16 protein-coding genes are annotated in these 19,620 nt (G+C 31.3%); all 16 read right to left on the reverse strand.

The genetic code is table 11. The annotated features are described in order from the left end of the window. Positions 1-108: 108 nt before the first annotated feature. The 16 genes from WC644_01360 to WC644_01435 all read right to left on the reverse strand — a co-directional run bounded on the left by WC644_01360 (position 109) and on the right by WC644_01435 (position 19,559). Positions 109-498, reverse strand: a complete 390-nt coding sequence (locus WC644_01360) for a four helix bundle protein (protein ID MFA5010575.1) — start codon at positions 496-498, stop codon at positions 109-111. A gap of 97 nt (positions 499-595) precedes the next feature. Next, positions 596-2,368, reverse strand: a complete 1,773-nt coding sequence (locus WC644_01365) for a capsule assembly Wzi family protein (protein ID MFA5010576.1) — start codon at positions 2,366-2,368, stop codon at positions 596-598. 566 nt (positions 2,369-2,934) lie between these two features. Further along, entirely contained in the window at positions 2,935-3,738 is an 804-nt protein-coding gene (locus WC644_01370; GenBank protein MFA5010577.1) for a hypothetical protein, read from the reverse strand. 266 nt (positions 3,739-4,004) lie between these two features. Further along, positions 4,005-5,057, reverse strand: coding sequence for a UDP-N-acetylglucosamine 2-epimerase (non-hydrolyzing) (gene wecB, locus WC644_01375; protein MFA5010578.1), 1,053 nt, complete (start codon positions 5,055-5,057; stop codon positions 4,005-4,007). Then, on the reverse strand, positions 5,054-6,094 hold the full coding sequence (locus WC644_01380) for a DUF354 domain-containing protein (GenBank protein MFA5010579.1): 1,041 nt from the start codon (positions 6,092-6,094) through the stop codon (positions 5,054-5,056). Before WC644_01380 ends, wecB begins: the two co-directional genes overlap by 4 nt. A 1-nt stretch (position 6,095) precedes the next feature. Next, positions 6,096-6,386 carry an acyltransferase gene (locus tag WC644_01385; GenBank protein MFA5010580.1) on the reverse strand — a complete coding sequence of 97 codons (291 nt, stop codon included), beginning with the start codon at positions 6,384-6,386 and terminating at the stop codon, positions 6,096-6,098. 347 nt (positions 6,387-6,733) lie between these two features. Beyond that, on the reverse strand, positions 6,734-6,883 hold the full coding sequence (locus tag WC644_01390) for a hypothetical protein (GenBank protein ID MFA5010581.1): 150 nt from the start codon (positions 6,881-6,883) through the stop codon (positions 6,734-6,736). A gap of 532 nt (positions 6,884-7,415) precedes the next feature. Further along, positions 7,416-9,248 (reverse strand): asparagine synthase (glutamine-hydrolyzing), encoded by a 1,833-nt coding sequence (gene asnB / locus WC644_01395; protein MFA5010582.1) that lies wholly within the window; start codon positions 9,246-9,248, stop codon positions 7,416-7,418. Then, a complete protein-coding gene (locus WC644_01400; GenBank protein ID MFA5010583.1) occupies positions 9,248-10,216 on the reverse strand; it encodes a glycosyltransferase family 4 protein in 969 nt (322 codons plus the stop codon). The genes asnB (WC644_01395) and WC644_01400 overlap by 1 nt, the downstream gene beginning before the upstream one ends. 7 nt (positions 10,217-10,223) lie before the next feature. After that, positions 10,224-12,077 (reverse strand): asparagine synthase (glutamine-hydrolyzing), encoded by a 1,854-nt coding sequence (asnB, locus tag WC644_01405; protein ID MFA5010584.1) that lies wholly within the window; start codon positions 12,075-12,077, stop codon positions 10,224-10,226. 35 nt (positions 12,078-12,112) lie between these two features. Further along, entirely contained in the window at positions 12,113-13,204 is a 1,092-nt protein-coding gene (locus tag WC644_01410) for a glycosyltransferase (protein ID MFA5010585.1), read from the reverse strand. Between the two features lie 84 nt (positions 13,205-13,288). Then, entirely contained in the window at positions 13,289-14,098 is an 810-nt protein-coding gene (locus tag WC644_01415) for a methyltransferase domain-containing protein (protein ID MFA5010586.1), read from the reverse strand. A gap of 167 nt (positions 14,099-14,265) precedes the next feature. Further along, positions 14,266-15,366 (reverse strand): glycosyltransferase, encoded by a 1,101-nt coding sequence (locus WC644_01420; protein MFA5010587.1) that lies wholly within the window; start codon positions 15,364-15,366, stop codon positions 14,266-14,268. Next, entirely contained in the window at positions 15,363-16,367 is a 1,005-nt protein-coding gene (locus WC644_01425; GenBank protein ID MFA5010588.1) for a hypothetical protein, read from the reverse strand. Before WC644_01425 ends, WC644_01420 begins: the two co-directional genes overlap by 4 nt. A 239-nt stretch (positions 16,368-16,606) precedes the next feature. Continuing rightward, complete coding sequence (locus tag WC644_01430; protein MFA5010589.1) at positions 16,607-17,905, reverse strand: oligosaccharide flippase family protein; 1,299 nt, start codon at positions 17,903-17,905, stop codon at positions 16,607-16,609. After that, the gene (locus tag WC644_01435) at positions 17,892-19,559 is read right to left on the reverse strand and encodes an asparagine synthetase B family protein (GenBank protein ID MFA5010590.1); all 1,668 of its coding nucleotides are present in this window, start codon (positions 19,557-19,559) and stop codon (positions 17,892-17,894) included. Before WC644_01435 ends, WC644_01430 begins: the two co-directional genes overlap by 14 nt. Between the last annotated feature and the right edge of the window lie 61 nt (positions 19,560-19,620).

Raw genomic sequence — 19,620 nt, forward strand, 5'->3', positions numbered from 1 at the left:
CGCTATTTCTCTTATCTCTTCCTTCATCCCTTCTTTTAATTTCTTTTCTCTTTTTGTCACACATTACACGTCTCTCCCTTCACATCTCTCTCGTCACATCTCTTCCCGTCACATCTCCTTCGTCACGGCTCTCCCGTCACGCGTCACTGCTCTTATCAATCCTAATATCATCCTTCTTAAATCGAACAGCTTGTCAAGAAATAAATCTAATTTTTCCTTAGATAAATAATTAATTTTGAAACTAATTATTAATTGTGTCTCTAATTCTGAACAGCTACCTAACGAAATATATAAAAACTGTACAAACTCCTTTGTGTGATTTCGGCTGGCTCCCTCTGCAATATTAGAAGGTATAGAAATCGCGGATCTTCTAATCTGATTGGTTAAGCTATATATTTCCTCTTTAGGAAAATATTTAGTAATTTCATAAATATCAGTTACCAGGTCAACACTTTTCTTCCAGACATCTAAATCCCTATGTGATCTTATCTCACCCATATGTTTTAATGTTTTAATTTCTTAATCCTGGCACTTGTCTCTTCCGTCACGTCTCTCCCGTCACGTCTCTCACGTCACGTCCCTCACGTCTCTCCCGTCACAATTCCACACCCACAGTCAAGTATAACCAATTGTCAATAACCCTCCTCCCCTCAAACAAATTATTCACATTCCGCATAACCCACCTAAAATCCACCACATACTGATACACCGGCATCCACCTCAAACCCACCGTCACCAAATCCCTATCCACACGCTTCCCCTGCAAAAACTTATCATCATAGCTGACATCCGCATCCCCCCTATGAATATACCCGCCGTAATTCCTCACAAGCGAATCCCCGCTAAACTCAAACCCAGTTCCCGACCTCTGATGCTGATACATAACATTCACATTCAGCCTGCTCGTAACATCATAGCTAAGCTTCAGAGCAACCTCATCAGAATTCGGCGGCAGATTATGCCCAAGCGGCAGCGTCCAGTTCGTGTACTGGCTCTTATTCGTCCTGTGAGTATAAACAAACGGATTCAGCCGTGTATATTCAGTCGTAAAATTTAGATTCGGCAGCGTAAAAGCATCAGTCCAAACCGCCCCTACCTGCCAGGCAAACCTGTTATCATTCGCCGGCTTACCGTTATCCCTTTCATTCGAAAAAATAGTAGAGAAGTTCAAATCATCAATTAATAAAGACCCCTGCAAAGCAAAATTCTTCACCGGCGTAACCTCCACATCAAACCCCATCAACGCATTATTCAGCCCTGACTGTTCAGTACCGGCGTTATAATCAGCGGACCTTATAAACGAAAAAGGATTTAAATATGTAAAATTAAAAGGTCTATCCGCAGTAATCAGCGCCTCATAAAAACCCGCCTTAAAATATTTCGAAAAATTAACACTCAGCCTATGAGTTATTATATTCTTCATCGCAATATCTTTTATCGCAAGCGAATCCCCCTTCAAACTCCCATAAATAAAATTATACGTAAACGCACCAAAATTCAAATCAAACTTAATAAAACTGAACGGCACAGAATTCCCCGAAAGAAACAGTTTATCCATATACCCAAACCCATAATTAACATAGTCCCTACCAAGCGTAACCGCAAAATTGTCCTTCCCAAGCCTATACCTTAAATAGCCCTCAAAATAATCAAAATTATTACTCTCGCCTTTAAACTTCGGAAAACTCCTAAACTTCGGCAGCGTTTCCGTTACAAAATCCAGACTCTTCTTATCCCCTGCAATCTTCTGCCCGTTCGAAGCCTTCAAACTAAACCCCACAGTATTCAGCACCGTCCCCCTCACCTGAAACCCAAGATTCCCCAGCGTCACCGCATTCTTCCCCAGCGAATCCCCCGACGAAACCCCCTGCGAAAGAAACCCCTGCAAATTCACAAACACCGCGCCCACAGAATCATCATACTTATAAAAATACTTCTTCCTATCCTCAATAAAAAATCTCCCCCTCGGCTCATTCAAAAACCCCACACTCTCCTTCGTCCTCCCCGTCAACTCATACTCATACTCCTTCATAAAATCCCTCAGCATCTCCCTCTCCACCTTACTCAGCTCTATCTTCTTATTTCTGTTCTTCATCACTTTGTCACTCGTCACTCCGTCACTGTTCTTCGTCTCATCTCTAAATTCTAACTTCTCACTTCTAACTTCTAACTTCTCACTAACCTCTCTTAAAAAAGAAGCAACTTTCTCCCGCGACAACGGTAAAATAGATGAATTGTAATCAATCACTCCTTTAAGCTGCATCCGCTTTAGATAATCATACACTTTATCATAAGCAGGCACAATCTCCACCTGTCCATAAACAGCTGTACTTATTAATACAATTATTATTATTAATATTCTCTTCACTTTTTTCCCTTCATAACTTCTTAACTATATAACTACTTAACCCTGTCACTTTGTCGCTTTGTCACTTTGTCACTGCTCTTATCAACTCCATAACTTCATAACTTTATAACTGTATAACTGCTCTGCAATCATACGCCGGCACCGTCTCCACCTGTCCATAAACAGCTGTACTTATTAATACAATTATTATTATTAATACTCTCCTCATATTTTTTGTTTTACTATTCACTGTTTACTGTTTACTGTTTACTGTTTACTATTAACAGTTCTCCATAACTTCTTAACTTTATAACTACTTAACCCTGTCACTTTGTCACTCTGTCACTTTGTCACTGCTCTTATCAACTCCATAACTTCATAACTTTATAACTGTATAACTGCTCTGCAATCATACGCCGGCACAGTCTCCACTTGTGCGTAACCAACACCAGCAAATATCAATAATATTAAAATTATCTTTTTAATCACTTTTATTTTTTAATCGCCTTTAATCTCTTACTTATTAATTCTTAATTATAACTTATTAATTATTACTTATTAATTGCTCTTCAAGTGCCTATTAACTATTAATTATTAACTATTAATTTTTTCTTAAAGTATTTCACTCCATTCTTGAAGTTCTGCCAAACCAGCTCCTTTACCCAAAGTACATTATCATCCGTCCACCTTTGCGGATGAACTGTAATCATCATCTTATCCGGCAGCTTATCAACATTCTTTATAATATCATCCGTCGTCTTAAAATCAAATTTAAACCTCGAATTCACCTTATCCCTGAAACTATACTTATCCCCATTCCATCTTCTCCCCGTATCCGTCAAATACCCAAACTCATTCCAGTCAACATCAAAATACGGCTCACCAACAATCCCCAGCTCTCTATAATCAAACTTCTCCCAAATCATCTTATTATCATACTTCGCCCTCGGACTCCCATGCATACAAACCGTCTCCACCGTCACAATTTTCCTTAATTTTTCAAGATTGTCACAAAAACTCTCATATGCCAAATCAATCAGCTCTTCTTTATCCTTTAAACTATTAATTATTAATTTATAATTATTAATTACTAAATCTACATCTTCGTAGTGATATCCCACCTCATGCCCTAAATCAGCTATTTCTTGAATAATCTCCAGTTTAAACGTTTCAGGAGTAATCCTAAAATAGTACGTACCTGTTACCCCCAAGGAATTTTCTAACTTCGCCGTCGCTAAAGAATTTTCCGGCAATAAATCCACATCATGTCTAAGAATAACAATCTTTGAATCCTCAATATTTTTAAAATCCTTAAACTGTATAAATTTATAATCTGCACTTTTTAATCGTTCAATTAATAACTCTAAACTCTTTATTGTAAAATCTTTCAATTATGTGTTTTTTATCTTTTATTTCCTGTTGTTCTTAATATCAGCTAATGAGCCGTCAGCTAACTCGCTCTCCATAACTCCTTAACTTCATAGCTTTTTTTTCTATTAGCTATCAGCTAACTCGCTCTTCATACAACTCCTTTGCTGTTCATTGCAACTCCATAACTGCATAACTTTATAACAGTTCTTAAAACTAACTCGACTATTCACCTTCTTACTGCTTTCCCTCACTTCATCTATGTAATGTGTAATTTTGTTGAAATTAATTAAATTTTATTTATTATTTCTGCCATTTTTTGTGCAACATTCTTACCAAAAATACTGGGGTGATCAGCAGCTGGCATAAACAAATTTATTTTTTCAGAATAATTCTTTTCATTAGTTGGATTTATCAATAAATTCCAACCGGAATTTACTGTTTCCACCCATTCAGTTTCAGAGCGAAGAGTAACGCAGGGTTTTTTAAGAATATATGCTTCTTTTTGGATGCCTCCGGAATCTGTTATTATCTTTTTACATTTCGATTGAAGTTCGACAAATTCTAAATAACCAACAGGTTTAGTTAAAATAATATTTTTCGGAAAAGTAATAGAATTCTGATCTATTATACTTCTTGTCCGAGGATGAACAGGAAAGAGAATTTTTGCATTTAGTTTACCTAATTCTGCAAAAATAGAAGAAAGATATTTAGGATTATCAACGTTATATGGACGATGAAGTGTCAATAGGTAATACTTATCAATTTCAACAAAATATTTATCTAAAGAATTAAGATTGGCTGCCTTTTCAACCGCTGACAAATGAGCATCAACCATAATATCACCGGTAAGAAATGATTTACTAGAGAGATTTTCTTTTAACAGATTATCCACAGCTGTTTTAGTAGGAGCAAATAAATAATTTGAGGTGTGATCTGCAACTATTCTATTGATTTCTTCGGGCATAGACTTGTTAAAACTTCTTAAACCAGCTTCAACATGAACTACTGGAATATGTAATTTAGAGGCCACTAAAGACCCAGCTAATGTCGAATTAGTATCTCCAAAAATAATAATAATATCAGGAGTTTCTTTTACGACTATGGATTCCAATTCGACTAACATTCTGCCGGTTTGTTCGCCATGGTTACCAGAATTAATATCCAAATTATATTTAGGTTTTGGTATACTTAAATCATAAAAGAATAACTCAGACATTTCTTTATCAAAATGCTGACCGGTATGCACAATAATTTCTTTGTGGAACTTCCTTAATTCATTCGAAAGGGGCGCTAATTTTATAAATTGAGGACGAGCACCTACTACTGATAATATTTTCATTTTTTTTTCAATACGGCGTTTATTAGCTTTAGCATTTCTTTATTCGTATCACCAACTTCTTTGAAGTATGTATTAGCTTTTTCTTTCCATTTCTTTCTAGCATTTGAGTTCCTTATTATTTTTTCTGAATAATTGATCACATCTTCAAAGGAACAACAATTTATTAACAAATTATATTTTTCTTGTAATAAATTGAAATTTGACATATCATTCTTACCGACAAATGAATTGTAACGTATTGAAGGAGTACCAAGAATTGCAGCTTCTGTAGCCATTGATTGTGAATCTCCAACGTATAAGTGCGCAAAACTTAAAAGATGATGTATTTTTGATGGAGAAATTCTCATTATATATTTATCCAATTCGACAGGTAAATTTTTTTCGGATGTAATAATAACTCGTCCATATTTTTCTAAACATTTCACAAGATCTATTTTTTGTTTAGTAGAAAACCCAAATTGATTTACATCGTGATTAGCATCCCAACCAATAAATCGAATAATAAAATATTTTTCTCCATCTTCTAAGTTTTCTTCTGCTATTTCATTTTTCATAGGCCGGAAATAATTGGGATGTAAGTATGTGGTTTCAAAAAAACCGCTTATATATTTTTGATTTTTACTCAAACGTCTGTTAAAACTTCTTTGGGTAATTGTTAGCGAGCTTAGTGGTGCAACTAATTGATTAAGAAAAACAACTTCAGAATCGGGTGTTATCACTGTTGGTATTTTTAATAAACGACCAATAATAGCCGCAAAAGGCGAAGCTTTGCTAATTACAACATCAGGTTTTATTTTTTTAACTATTCTATAATAGTCATACAAAGTTTTTGGAACACTAAAGAGTTTACTAATAATAGTATTCCCACGTTTACCAAAAATGTAAAATGGAATTTTATTTTCTTTAATGAGAGCCAGTAAAACGTCTTTATCACGAGCAATCACATCGAAAGAATCTTTATTTCTAATAATTTGATCAAATAGATTCTTAAATTGATGAAAATGCTTGGGATGATTTAATTCAAAAAGGTAATGCAAATTACACTCCGAATGTTTTTATCACTTTTGCCGGGACTCCAACAGCTAATGAGTATGGGGGTACATCCTTATTTACAACCGCATTAGCACCAACTATTGCACCTTCACCAATCGTCACTCCTGGCATAATAATAGCACCAATACCTATATGCGCCCCATCTTTAATAATTACTTTTCCTTCTTTAAATGGGCAATGCATAGCATACATACCAATTTTGTAATCTGATAAATCTCTTTGATGAGTTAATATCATCACACCGGTTGTTATTGCTACTCCATTCCCAATCTCCACTAACTCCGGATTTCTATCGTCTATTGAAACTAAACGGGCAATATGGGATTGCTTTCCAATTTTCACACCACGCAAACGATGAAGAAGGACAGTTATCTGGTAGGGAAATGTAAAATATGCAATAATATGTAATAACCTATTAATAATACCTTTGAATATTTCTCTGATTGATCTTCTATATGATACTATTGACACCTCGCACCTCTGTTAGTATATTAAATACAAAAATTATTCGTAGCTATCCGATATTTACTTTTCACTCCTATGGCTATTCAAATAAACCTTTCCCAACAATGTACAGAATCAGCGAAAATTGGATTATATAAAAAAAGGATATTTTTTGATATTTACTTGACATTTGCCGTCTCAGATCCGAGCGCTTTTTCTCTTAAAAGTTTCTCTTCTCTTTCTTTTAGCTTTTGCTCTTGTCTTCTCATAACACAGTCTTCCGGAGTTAAACAATTCAAAGCACGAGGATACATTATAGATGTCTTCATGTGATTTACTCCAAGTAATTTTAAATAGTTTGAAAATCACTCGAAATAAACCGAGACCCATTTTCGTTTATTATTTTGGGTCTTGCAATAAAATACTTATTCACTGCACACTGAACTGTTATGAGCCATCAGCTATCAGCTTTTTTTACTGATTAAAGCTTTCTGATCACTTTCGGAAAATCCGGCATTAATTCTTTCTATCACAAATTCAATGATTGACTTTGATCAATTCCATCGAAGCAACACAAAAGGAGCGATGTTTATTGAACTTCCTATTCCAAATTCTATATTTTTTATCTTGTACAATTTTGAGAATTTTTCCATTCTGTTCAATTAAGGCAAAACCTTTACCAATAATAATATCACTTCTATATAAGATTAATATATTTTTAATACTTTTATATTCAAGTAAGTATAAAGCGGAGGTAATATTCTTGCATGTTACAGTCAAAAAAAGTCCTTAAAAATCATAACTTTGAAAAATACCTGAAAATAATAATAGGACAGGAATGCTTTATATCAATTAATATGCTCAATCTATAAACTTTCTAAACCAAAGTTCCAGATGAACCCATTTCCAAATTTCTTTGGATGCCTGAATTTTCTTATCAAGATGATTTTGATAAATTACTTTTGCTTTTTTTACATCAACAATATTTCTACTTGAAAACGAATCTGATGATAATAGTTCATTTACAAATTTTTGAAACTTTTGCTCTCTGAACCATTCATCATCAGGAGTCATAAAACCTATCTTATCCTTTCTAAGACGTATCTCTTCAGGAAGGATTCCTTTCATTGCTTCTCGGAGTATATATTTAGACCATCCTTTATTAATGATTTTATCAGAATCTAATGCCAGTGTTTTTTCTACTAAACGGAAATCTAAAAAAGGGACTCTAGATTCAAGTGAAAAAAACATTGAGTTTCTGTCTTCCCACTTTAAAAGATGCTCTAGTTTATACTCAAAATGATCAAATAATGCTTTATTAAGAGTATCAGAATTATATAAATTTGTAGAAATTGTATTGTTACTAGAGAAATGCTTAACAAATGAGTCTTTAATGTATCCCTTTTCATTTACTCTGACAAATGTTCTTAAATTTGAAGGAAGCAAAAAGTAAAGAAATGTTTTTAGACCATAAACTGATTTGTGAAGGCTCAAATAATGAATAATCTCACTCAGCAACCTTAATAACCTAAATCTTCTTAGAAGATCCTTATAATAGTAACCATAGAAGTAATGATATCCGGCTAATTTTTCATCTGCCCCCTGACCATCTAAAGTAACAACTACGTATTTTTGAGCTAATTCCATAACCTTAAACTGAGCATAAGGGGCTGTTGATGGAATAGGTTCTGCATGTACTAGAATGAAATTTTCTAAATCATTTAAAAGTGTCTCAGCAGTTGGGTATGTAAAATGCATCATGTTAACGGATTTTTTATATAGCCGGATAAAATATGATTCATCACCCCGCTTACCTTCTCCATAAATCGCTGAGAATGTGTTTAAGTCATTCTTTCCATACTCTTTTAGCAGAATACTGACAATACTTGAGGAATCCAAACCACCGCTTAAACACACACCAATAGGAACGTCGCTCCTTAATCTTAATCCTACAGCCGAACTGAATAATTCACGATATTCTTCTGGTGATTGGAATCCATCATTTTGAGAAACATTTGCTCGCAAATCATACCATTTTTGGATTGACAACTGATTACCTGATATTCTAATTAAAGAACCGTGTTGTAATTTTTTGATGCCATTAAAGAATGTGGTTTCAGTTTGATCTGTTCTATTAAATGTTAAATAATCAAATATTGCATGAACATTTGGCGAAGATTTTTGATTAAGAACTGCCAGAATTGCAGGTATTTCAGATGCAAATACAAATATGTTAGTATCCAGATAATAGTAAAATGGTTTAACTCCATATCGGTCTCTTGAAAAAAAAATATCTTTTGTTTGTGTATCAAGAATACAAAATGCCCACATGCCGTTGAATTTATGCAGGCAATCTTCTCCCCATTCTATAAATGAATATAAAATAACTTCTGTATCTGTATTTGATTTAAAATTATAACCTTTTCTTTTTAATTCATTTCTGATCTCTAAAAAATTATATACTTCTCCATTATGAATAATTATATATCTCTTAGTTTCATCAAACATTGGTTGATGCCCTAGAGGAGATAGATCTAAAATACTAAGTCTTACGAAACCAAGACCGATATTTCCATCAATAAAAAAACCAACGTCATCAGGTCCACGGTGTTTTATCTTCCACATCATCTTTTTGATTAGATATTCTTCAACTGGTTTTTTATCAAAGTTAATTATTCCACAAATTCCACACATTATTCGCTGATCCTATGATAAATTTCATTTATTCTTTTTGCCACTGCTACTGAATCTAATCCTAGCTCAATTATTCTATCTCTTCCATATGTTCTCCCATTCTCTTTGACAAAGTTAAGGGCAAATAATATTTGCGCCAAAACATCTTGAACATTAAATTTAGTGATAAAACACCCAGGCGTTGAGCCGATAACCCAACTAATATCGCCAACATTTGTGGTAACTATAGAACAATTGCAAGCCATTGCTTCTTTTATAACATTTGGAGATCCCTCATGAAAAGAGGTCATTAACACAATGTCAGCGGCATTGTAGTATAAGTACAATTCAGAATGAGTGGTTTTATAAATAGTTCTAAACTCAAGATTATTAATCTTTGACAATTTTACAGCCTGTTCCGCTAATTTATAATTTTTTTCATGTCTTTTTGGATCAGCCACAAATATTATTAATTTAGAGTCCGATTTGATTGCTAGTTTTTCTCGTGCACTACTTTTATCCAATACTGGAAATTTTAATAGATTTACACCATTCGGAACAATTTCTACTTTATTTGTTCTAATTTTTTTTCTCATCTCTTTCGATTTCACTATTACAAAGTCATAAAAAATATTAGCGAGAAATATGTTTATTTTGGCTATAATTCTACTAATAATTTTAATTTTTCCGCTATTAGTATTTGAACCTAAAATATCATCTCCCATAAATGAAACGACTAATTTTTCTTTTCCCTTTGCACATAATGCAACTATTCCACTTAATCCGTAATGGGCGTGAATTAAGTCTAATTTATTAATTTTTAAATACTTTTTTAACGAAAAAATATTTTTAGTATATCCTAAGATTCCACGCCCTTCAATTAAAAAACTTTGAACTTCTATTCCGATAGACCTCAAATCGTCAGCTTGAGCTTTACAAATTATACTTAATCCTCTCTGGTTACCACTTGAAACAAAAAGTACTTTCATAGTTGTTTTATTTAATATAAGCATTTAGCATAAAAAGGGTCCAAATAAAATTGCCGTGATCATGGTATTTACTCGTATTTTGAGCGATGATAATACCGATCGTATTCCTATCTAATATTTTTCCAATATTATTTGTATTTTCCTCATAAAAAGGGAAATCTTTTGTGAACCAATCTCTTAAAGGTATAGTAAACCCTCTTTCTGATTCTTTTAATAAAGGAGGGGGAAGGCTTTTCCCAATTGTATTTCTTAAAATACTTTTGCGTTTCCACCCTTCAAGTTTTACACTCTTATCAACCTTAACCAAAAATTCTATAAGTCTGAAGTCTAAAAATGGTGCTCGAGTTTCTAATGAATTTGCCATGCTCATTCGATCAACTTTTACAAGATAATCATTGGGTAAATCACACATAAAATTTATAAACATATGTTTATAAAAATCATTTCTGTAAGGGATTTTGTTCAGAATTTCGGACACATAGTCTTCAATGGATATAATATCGTTTATATTTTTGGTTAAACTCTTAATATTGTGAAAAGATGTATAACTTCGTTTTATTGGAAATCTCTCCTGATAGGATAAATTTGCAGTAAAAAGTATATTGGATATTCGATTTAATTTATAACTTAAACTATTCCCTGAAAATCTTTGACCAATATTAATTAATTTAGGAATATTCGCTCTAATTATATGAGGCAGAGATTTATAGTAGTTTATGAACTTGATTCCAACATAAGATGTATAGCCTGAGAGAACTTCATCTCCACCATCGCCGGTCAACACCATTTTAACTTTTTTAGATGCATAGTTTGAAACCTGCCAGGTGGGAATTGAGGATGAATCCCCAAATGGTTCGTCGAAGTAATAAACTGCTCTCAACAGAGCCTCTTGAAAGGAATCTGAGTTTACCATTCCTAAATTGTGATTTGTATGAAATTTTTGTGAAACGAGCTGTGCCAAATTAGATTCATCAAACTCTTTTTGTGGAAATCCAATTGTAAAAGTTTCGATAGGATGGTCAGAATTTTTTGACATTAATGAAACAACACATGAGGAATCCAGTCCTCCGCTCAAGAAGGCTCCGTAAGGAACATCACTTCTCATTCTGATTTTTACAGAATCTTTGAAAAGTCTTTCAAATTCATTGTAAATATCCGATTTGTTTTTTAACATATCAGATTCATCTATTTCAGGCAGTGACCAATATTTTAGTTCACGCAACCCGGAATAATTTGCTAAGATATAATGCCCTGGTTTTAGTTTATAAATATTCTTATAAAAAGTATCAGGGGAAGGAATATTTGTGAGTACTAAATAAACCTCTATCAATTCAGTTCTAATATTTTTAGGAACCCCATATTCGAATAGCGATTTCATTTCAGAAGAAAATACTAAGGTGTTGTTAATTAAGGAATAGTGAAGTGGTTTTTCTCCAACCCTATCTCTCGATAAAATAAGTTGTTCGTTTTTTAGATCCCATATTGCGAAAGCCCACATCCCATTAAATTTATTTTGGCACTCTATCCCCCATTCTTCATACGCTTTAAGTATTACTTCAGTATCGGACGATGTTTTAAATTTGTAACCAAGATTTTCCAATTCAATCCTAAGTTCAATATAATTGTAAACTTCGCCATTAAACACCACTACTGTATCTCTTTCTTCATTATACATCGGTTGATCACCGGATTTCAGATCAATGATGGATAATCTTCTGTGCCCTAATCCCATATTTTTCTTGATATAATAGCCTTCACCATCAGGTCCTCGATGTTTAATTACATTAGTCATGTTTTTCAAAGTAGTCAGATTTACTTCTCGGTCTTTATCTAAATGGAAAATCCCCGTAATACCACACATAAATTTTTTATAATTCTTTTTTGATGAAAATCATTTTATTTATAAACTTGACTATATGAAATTATAAATTCTTTCACCATTCTTTCAATTCCAAATTTTCCTTTTACAATTGTGTTTGCTTTTTTTCCCATTATAATCCTTACATCATTATTATCCAATAAAAACTCAATTTTTTTACATAAATCATCAACATTAAAAGGAACCAACAAATATCCATTTTGACCTTCTTCAATTATTTCTGACGTACCACCACCAGCTGATGCGACTATAGGCTTCCCTAAAGCTGAAAATTCTAATAATGCATTTGATATTCCCTCTCCATGTATTTTAATGTTTGTTGTTAGTATTCCAATATCACAAATATTCATAATATTTTCTACATCTTTTTGACGATCAAGAAAAACGACATTGTCTCGGTTTTTTATTTCTAACATGGCCTCATATTTTGAATATTCACCTGAGCCAATACAAAGAAATGTGATATCACTTCTTTTATTTAAGATACTATTGGCAGCAAGTATGTAAGTTGTATAATCTTTAGAATCTGAGAATGAAGCAACCATACCAATAACATATTTTGTGCTAATTTTGTTTCTTTTTTTTACTACGTCTTTATCCTGTAAATCATTAATCCTGCTGAAATCAAAACCATTATAAATTACAAAACTTTTCCTCTTAGGTGGTTTATATGTTTTTATACCTGCAAAACTATTTGCAATCAGAAGGTCGGAGAAAAAAAAACTTAGTTTGCGACTCATCAATCCCCTTGTAATTCTTGATGGAGCGTCTGTTATCTCATTATTTATCATTGGTATTCTCAAAATAACTTTTGCAGGGATAGCATAGATAGCCACCACTCTCCCCCATACATGAATTATATTTGGTTTAAATTTCTTAGCAATCTTATAAAATTTATAAAATACAGAAAAATCTTTTTCACCTCTCTTTCGAAGGGTAAAATGGATTTTATTGACCGAAGGCAAAATATCTTTATAATGGATGTCATTTTGAGTCACAACCAATTCAATCTCATAATCCGGATATTTAGAAAGTCCCTTTATTAACTCAACTAACCTTCTTTCTTTGCCTCCGGATTGAAGACTCTCAATATAAAACAGGATTTTCATAAATAAACGTTAATGTAAGCTAATTGAAATATTTATTCTAAATGAATATGCTTATTATTATATATTAATTTACGATTAACATCTTCAGTAATCCTTTTTTTTAAGAAGGAATAAAACACTAGAGCAAAACTTGTCAATCGGTCTCATTGTGGATATGATTGGAAATTCAGATGGACCATATAATAAAAGGGGAATGGTTTTTACCACGTCAAATCCATTTTCGATAAAATTTCTTTCCCATGCTTTTATTCTAAAAGATTTATAACAATCAATAAATTTTTCAGAGGTACCATGACCTTTGGGAAATATTTTAGAGTATATTTTATAAAATCTTTCACTATGATTTATACTTATTTTACGATCGTAAGATTTAATATTTGAATTTTTTATTTTATTTCCCCTAAATTTATTTAAGATCATTCCTATAATTTTTCTAACAGACGAATAATATTGTGCGGGTATTGTAAGAAGTAACCATATATTCGTTGGCACTGCAAAAGCATAAACACAATCTTTTTTTCCAATTCTAATTAATTCAATAAATGCATCATGTAAATTCTCAACATGTTCAATAACATGATTGGAATATATGAGATCAAATTGTTTATCTCTAAAAGGCGTTTTTTCTATGCTAGTTTGTATGAAGTTGGAATATCCAACTTCACCAATATACTCGTCAATATAAATATCTGAAGCAATCACATCCCCGAGTTTTCTTAAATATGGTATCTGATATCCCTGTCCACTTCCAAATTCCAAAATGGCAATGTTATTTTTAAATTTCTCGTTGATACTCCTTAAATAATCTTCAATAATTGAAAAAGATATAGATATTTCAAGTTCTCTCTTTCGTTTTCTATGTTTCTTTTCACCTTCAAATGTTTTTGGTAACATGATATTCCTTTCACTTGTTTTTAACTATGTTTTGTGCTATGAAAAATTTTATTTATATTAATTTCTAAAATATACATACAATTATATTAGGGTTTATACAATTATTTTAGATTGAAATCAGTATTAATTCTATTCAGCTATATTTTTTAACTATATCAATTTAAATTCTATTCAATAGTATTTAATGTATTCATTAATAAAAATAATTTTTTAACGAGTAAATCTGGATCATGATATTTCTCTATATATTCCTTCCCTTTTTTATTATACTTCCTTTTTCCCTCCCTAATTATTTTTAGAATACACTCTGGTAGTGAATTAAAATCTTCAGAAACTAAGCCTAAATTATGTTTAACAATAATTTTATCTGGATCATTAGTTTTTAGAGTCACAATAGGAGTATTTACCATAATAGCTTCCAAAAAAGTATTAGAAAAACCTTCATAATAAGAAGTATTTAATAGACAAAATGACTCGTCAAGAAAATCAAGGATTTCAATTCTTGGTAACAGACCTACAAATTCAACATTAGGCAGACATTGAAGTTCTTCTAAAGCAATTTTTGTTATTTCATCAATGTTACCACTTGTTTTTCCAGCAATTTTAAATTTTATATCAGGTAGGATTTTAGCAATATTTAGCAGAGCCGAAAGATTTTTTTTACGCTGAAAAAGACCGATCCAGGCGACATAATTTCCCATTCCAAAATACATTTTATTATTTTGAATAGAGAATGGATTATAAAGTTTCAATATATTTTTTTTAGGGAATTTGTTTTTAATATTTTCTTGCTGGTATGAATTTTGAACCAAAATGACATTAACAAAATAAATCCCCCTCAAAAACATAAAATATTTTAGTCTACCAATTTCATCAATAAATCTGTCATCAACCATAAAATCATTTGAAATTCTTTGGATTAAAAATGCGTTACTGACTTTACTAATGATTCCCCATACCAATGTATGCCAACCCGGAATACTTACATAAATAATATTTGGAGAAAATATTTTAACAGATTTGTATATAGAGTAGAAATTAATAAACTTTTTTAATAAACTGTTAATAACATTTCTATTATCAATTCTAATTATTTTATAACTACTTTTATTCTCTATGTCAGCATTTGAAAATATTGCGACTTCGCAATTATTCTTCAAAAAACCTTTCAGCCAATTATACGATTGTATTGAAGCTCCTCCGGTCGGGAAAGTTACATTATTTAATAAATATGGCAAATTTTCATCAATAATAAGTACTTTTTTCATTTATTAAGATTAAACGATTTTTTGAAACTTGTATTTTTAGCTGAAAAGTATTTGTAATAATAAACTAAATATGCGATTACAGCAAAATAGGAATCGGCTTGCCTAAATATATAAGCTGTAAATATAAAAAGAAAAAAAGATAGTAATATTGGATTGGTTATTAGTCGTTTAATAGATGCTCCAAACATTCTAAAGTTAAATAAATAAAAAACAATAAAAAAGATTAACCCGTTACCTCCCAAGATTTGAGAATATTGGAAATTACTCGTTGTGAATCCCTCTTCTGCAGAAGATGCTTGCTCATACCCAACCCCGATGATAGGACTCTTAAGAAAGTTCGCTACACTTCCAATCATTTGAAACCACACACCTTCTTCTGAGATATTTTGTTGAACAAATCTTTCGCCTATTCTCAGACGGATTAATATTGATTCTATTTGTTCAGTTGATAATATTACCACAAGTAGAAAAAATAAGAACAGTATTAAACCAATTTTCCCCCTTGGACTCAACTTTCCCCAAACATATAAAATGTAAACAATCAAAAGCAAAAGTAATATGATAACTGAACCTCTTGTAGCATTTAATAATACCAAGAAAATAAAATATAAAATTACAATTTCAATTCTGACTTTTATATTGAATACTTTTAAAGGAATTCCTTCTAATTTTAGAAGAACAGTAAGAAATATTCCCAATATATTCATATCGGAAAAATAATTCATGTTTGTCGTTGCTGTCAACCGTCTAGTTAGTTCACTTTGCTCTAATTCAAACACATTAATAACACCTAATATAGCAAGATAAAAAATAGTTGTATTAAAAAGTATTAATACCCATGATAATCTAAGTATTCTCAGATATGTTTGTCTATCAGTCCCAGCATTTACTAAGCCAATAAAGATAAAATAAATCGGCACCAAACGTAATAAAAGATCGAAACTCGGTTTATATTCCAACCCATAAAAATATTCCTCAAGAATTACAAATAGAACTACCATAAAAAGAAAATTCCATAAGTAGGGTAATTTAATGGTTTTTGATTTCCTTGTATCTAATAGAATATAAACTGGTATAATAAATAGAAATAATTTATGATAAGGTAGTAAAGGTACTCCAAAAGAACTCTTAAGCAAACTCATCACAATACTACTTGTCATGAAAGCAAATACTAACAACAGGAATATTGAGTTCCGAACTATTGGGAACTCTTTTCTTACCACAACCATAATTTCATATTTTATTGTTGCACATAAATGTTATAAAAATGTTTTTTATATAAAACAATTACTGTAATTTTATAAAATGCCGATGAACATATGTAGATAATAATAAACTTCTCTAAAGTTAGTATACCCCAATAATATAAAATAATAGTAAAGCATATCAACAATCCTGTTGAAATTAATCTATAAAGAGGTAATATCTTTTGTTTATTTACCAATGATGATATTAAAACTATAGAGACATAGTTTGGAATAACTTCGAGTGGAAGCATAAATAAATATAACTGTGCTGAATAAATACCATCTATCCATTTCGGCAATAATAGTGGGGTAAATATTTCTATTGATAGCCATAACAGTGGAATTAAAAGCAATGAGATGATTGTAAATAAGGTTGTTTCTCGTAATACAATTTTATGAACTCTTGTATAATCCCCTTTTCCAATACCTTCAAAAATATCTTGCATTCTTACTTTAACTGAAGTTGAAAATAAAATTGTAAAATGTCCGACAGCCATTGATGCAAATGCAAAGAACCCAAGTGCGTCCATACTTAAATAACGAATGATAAGTATTCTTTCAGCATATCTAAATGTGCCAAAAGCTAGTGTGTTGAAAGTTAAAGGAATACTTATTCCAAGTATTTTTTTGAATTCATCTTTGTTAATTTTAAATTGGTAATTAAATGTCAGCGATTTGAAGTAAAATATAATTGAAAGTAGACCACTTATAATATTAGTTAATAATACAGCATAAATTTTCAAATAGGGTACAAGTATTATTACTAAAATAGCGGCTATTAAATTGGTAAAAAATATTATTTTACTTGTTAGAATAAATTTTTTTTGAATTACCGCTTCTGTTGCGAAAATTGCCCTAAATTTAGAGACAAGCATTCCAGTTGAGGCCATTATAATTAGTACAGAAAGCATTACTGAATCAAAAAAGATAGTACTACTTAATCCTATGAAGAAGAGTACTAAAATTAATAAAGATTCAGATGAATAAGCAGTATTTCTAATTGTTTCGACTTTTTTCTGATTATTGGCACCTAAAGCATTACCAATTTCTCTTGCTGCAGTGGTATTGAATCCAAGACTCCCAAATTTATCTAGCATCTGAATAAGTTCAACAGATTTTAAGATACCATAATCAGAAGGGCCTAAAAATTTTGCGACAAGTAAACCCTTAATAAATTGAATTGGTTTTAACGCAAAATTCGATCCAACTAGCGCTGAATAGTCTTTTACAATTTTCTTTCGAAAAAGTGATCTGTCAATCTTAATCCCACAATTTTTTTTAATGAATTTCATTTGTATTAAATAACTCCATCAGATAATATTTAGAAAAATACGAAACTGTGTTTCGATGATATTTAGAATCCTCTAAATATTCAGAAAACTTAGATTGAGGGTACATTGGTGAGTAAGTCATAAAATATAAAAAATATTTCCGATACAAATAATCAGGTTGATTACTACTAATTTTCGAATAAGACGTAATAGCTGGCCGCAAAAGTTTTATCCATAACGGATAATATGAAAATTGAGGAGGTAATGTTATATCCTCAAAAACTTTTCCAAAATTGTATTTCTTTAAATATTTTAATAATAATCCTTGCCCAAATTTAATTTTCCAATCAACCTTCATCCAAAATTCTATCAACTCATCGCTCCATAAAGGCAACCTCCATTCATATCCAAACCAGTCATATGCCCGTTGTCCATTCACCACAAACTTTGCTTGCCTTTCTTCGCATTCGTGTAATTCATAATATTTTGCAAATTGATCTTTTGTAAATACTTTTTTATTAAATAAATCTAATAGTCTAATAATTTCATCAGATATTATTTTATTATTTGAAATATCATTTAGATTTGACCAAAGAGAGTAATGTTTATCAATAATTACTTTAAGGAAAGTGTTAATATCAATTTTTTCAGAATTATTTTCTAAAAGTAATTTTGGAATATGCCCCCCTGAAGTGAAATCTCCAGACTGCCCATTAATAATAACCGCGTTTTCCGGGATATAATTTTTCCTTCTCAATTCTAAAAGCGCGTAATATTCTGCAAGGTGTGGTGCTGAATTCAATCCACCAGCATAATTAAAGTACTTTTTCCTATCGAAAGTATTGAAGTATTTTCTAATTTTTAAAGGATTGAACTTAATAAAATGCCATTTAACATTTAGGAACTCAGCTATAAACTTTGCTCTTTCAATTTCCCAAATACCACTTTTGCCATATGTATAAGTAGTTATATTGTCGTACTTTAATTCTAAAAGTAATGCTAAAATTAATCTTGAATCTAACCCTCCACTCAAAGGGATCCAAACAGGGGCTCCATTCAACGATGTAATCATTTTTGTAAAAGTTTTTATTGTCTTTCCGTGAAGTTCCTCTAATAGATTTTCTTCCGATTCAGTGGATGTTTTATCAACAAAATATCTAAAATAACGGTTTGAACTGACGCTATTTGTTTTTAAGTCAACAATAATAATCTCAGCTGATTGTAATTGTTTTATCTCGACTAAAATGGTTGAGTCTCCGATTGTGTATCCTGCCATCTTGAATATAAGAATAGATGAAGGATCATAGTCTTTTAACGAAAACTTTCGTTGAAGAGTAGGTGCCGAGTTTGAAAAGTAAATATTATTATCATTTCGAAAATAATAAATTGGAAAAGACCTTATTTTGTCCACAACTGCAAACCCTATTGCAGGAGTAATGACAATAAAAGAAAAATGACCAGAAAAACCTTTTAAATGCTCACTGATAATTTCTTTTATCTTTTGAAAATGGTGGCCTGCATTTAACTGAAATATTTCTATTAACTTTATATTAGCCTTTTTACCTGAATAATAAGCGCCATCATACCAATATGACCCTATAGATATTATTATAATATCTTCAAGTATAGATTTGCTCCATTTTACATCTTCAGCGTAAATTATTTCGAATTTCATAAAATCCATTTTGTTTAACTACTTTTATTGCCATAATTCATGCATATTAAAGACAAAACAT

Source organism: Ignavibacteria bacterium, assembly GCA_041649015.1.
Lineage (GTDB): Bacteria > Bacteroidota > Ignavibacteria > Tepidaquicellales > Tepidaquicellaceae > CAIKZJ01.

What these genes read in the sequence shown, in the direction of transcription:
- wecB (MFA5010578.1), bottom strand. Translation starts at nt 5,057, where the DNA reads ATGAAAATATTATCAGTAGTAGGTGCTCGTCCTCAATTTATAAAATTA.
- WC644_01400 (MFA5010583.1), bottom strand. Translation starts at nt 10,216, where the DNA reads ATGAAAGTACTTTTTGTTTCAAGTGGTAACCAGAGAGGATTAAGTATA.
- asnB (MFA5010584.1), bottom strand. Translation starts at nt 12,077, where the DNA reads ATGTGTGGTATTACGGGGATTTTCCATTTAGATAAAGACCGAGAAGTA.
- WC644_01390 (MFA5010581.1), bottom strand. Translation starts at nt 6,883, where the DNA reads ATGAAGACATCTATAATGTATCCTCGTGCTTTGAATTGTTTAACTCCG.
- WC644_01435 (MFA5010590.1), bottom strand. Translation starts at nt 19,559, where the DNA reads ATGAAATTCGAAATAATTTACGCTGAAGATGTAAAATGGAGCAAATCT.
- WC644_01415 (MFA5010586.1), bottom strand. Translation starts at nt 14,098, where the DNA reads ATGTTACCAAAAACATTTGAAGGTGAAAAGAAACATAGAAAACGAAAG.
- WC644_01420 (MFA5010587.1), bottom strand. Translation starts at nt 15,366, where the DNA reads ATGAAAAAAGTACTTATTATTGATGAAAATTTGCCATATTTATTAAAT.
- WC644_01360 (MFA5010575.1), bottom strand. Translation starts at nt 498, where the DNA reads ATGGGTGAGATAAGATCACATAGGGATTTAGATGTCTGGAAGAAAAGT.
- asnB (MFA5010582.1), bottom strand. Translation starts at nt 9,248, where the DNA reads ATGTGTGGAATTTGTGGAATAATTAACTTTGATAAAAAACCAGTTGAA.
- WC644_01430 (MFA5010589.1), bottom strand. Translation starts at nt 17,905, where the DNA reads ATGAAATTCATTAAAAAAAATTGTGGGATTAAGATTGACAGATCACTT.
- WC644_01410 (MFA5010585.1), bottom strand. Translation starts at nt 13,204, where the DNA reads ATGAAAATCCTGTTTTATATTGAGAGTCTTCAATCCGGAGGCAAAGAA.
- WC644_01425 (MFA5010588.1), bottom strand. Translation starts at nt 16,367, where the DNA reads ATGGTAGTTCTATTTGTAATTCTTGAGGAATATTTTTATGGGTTGGAA.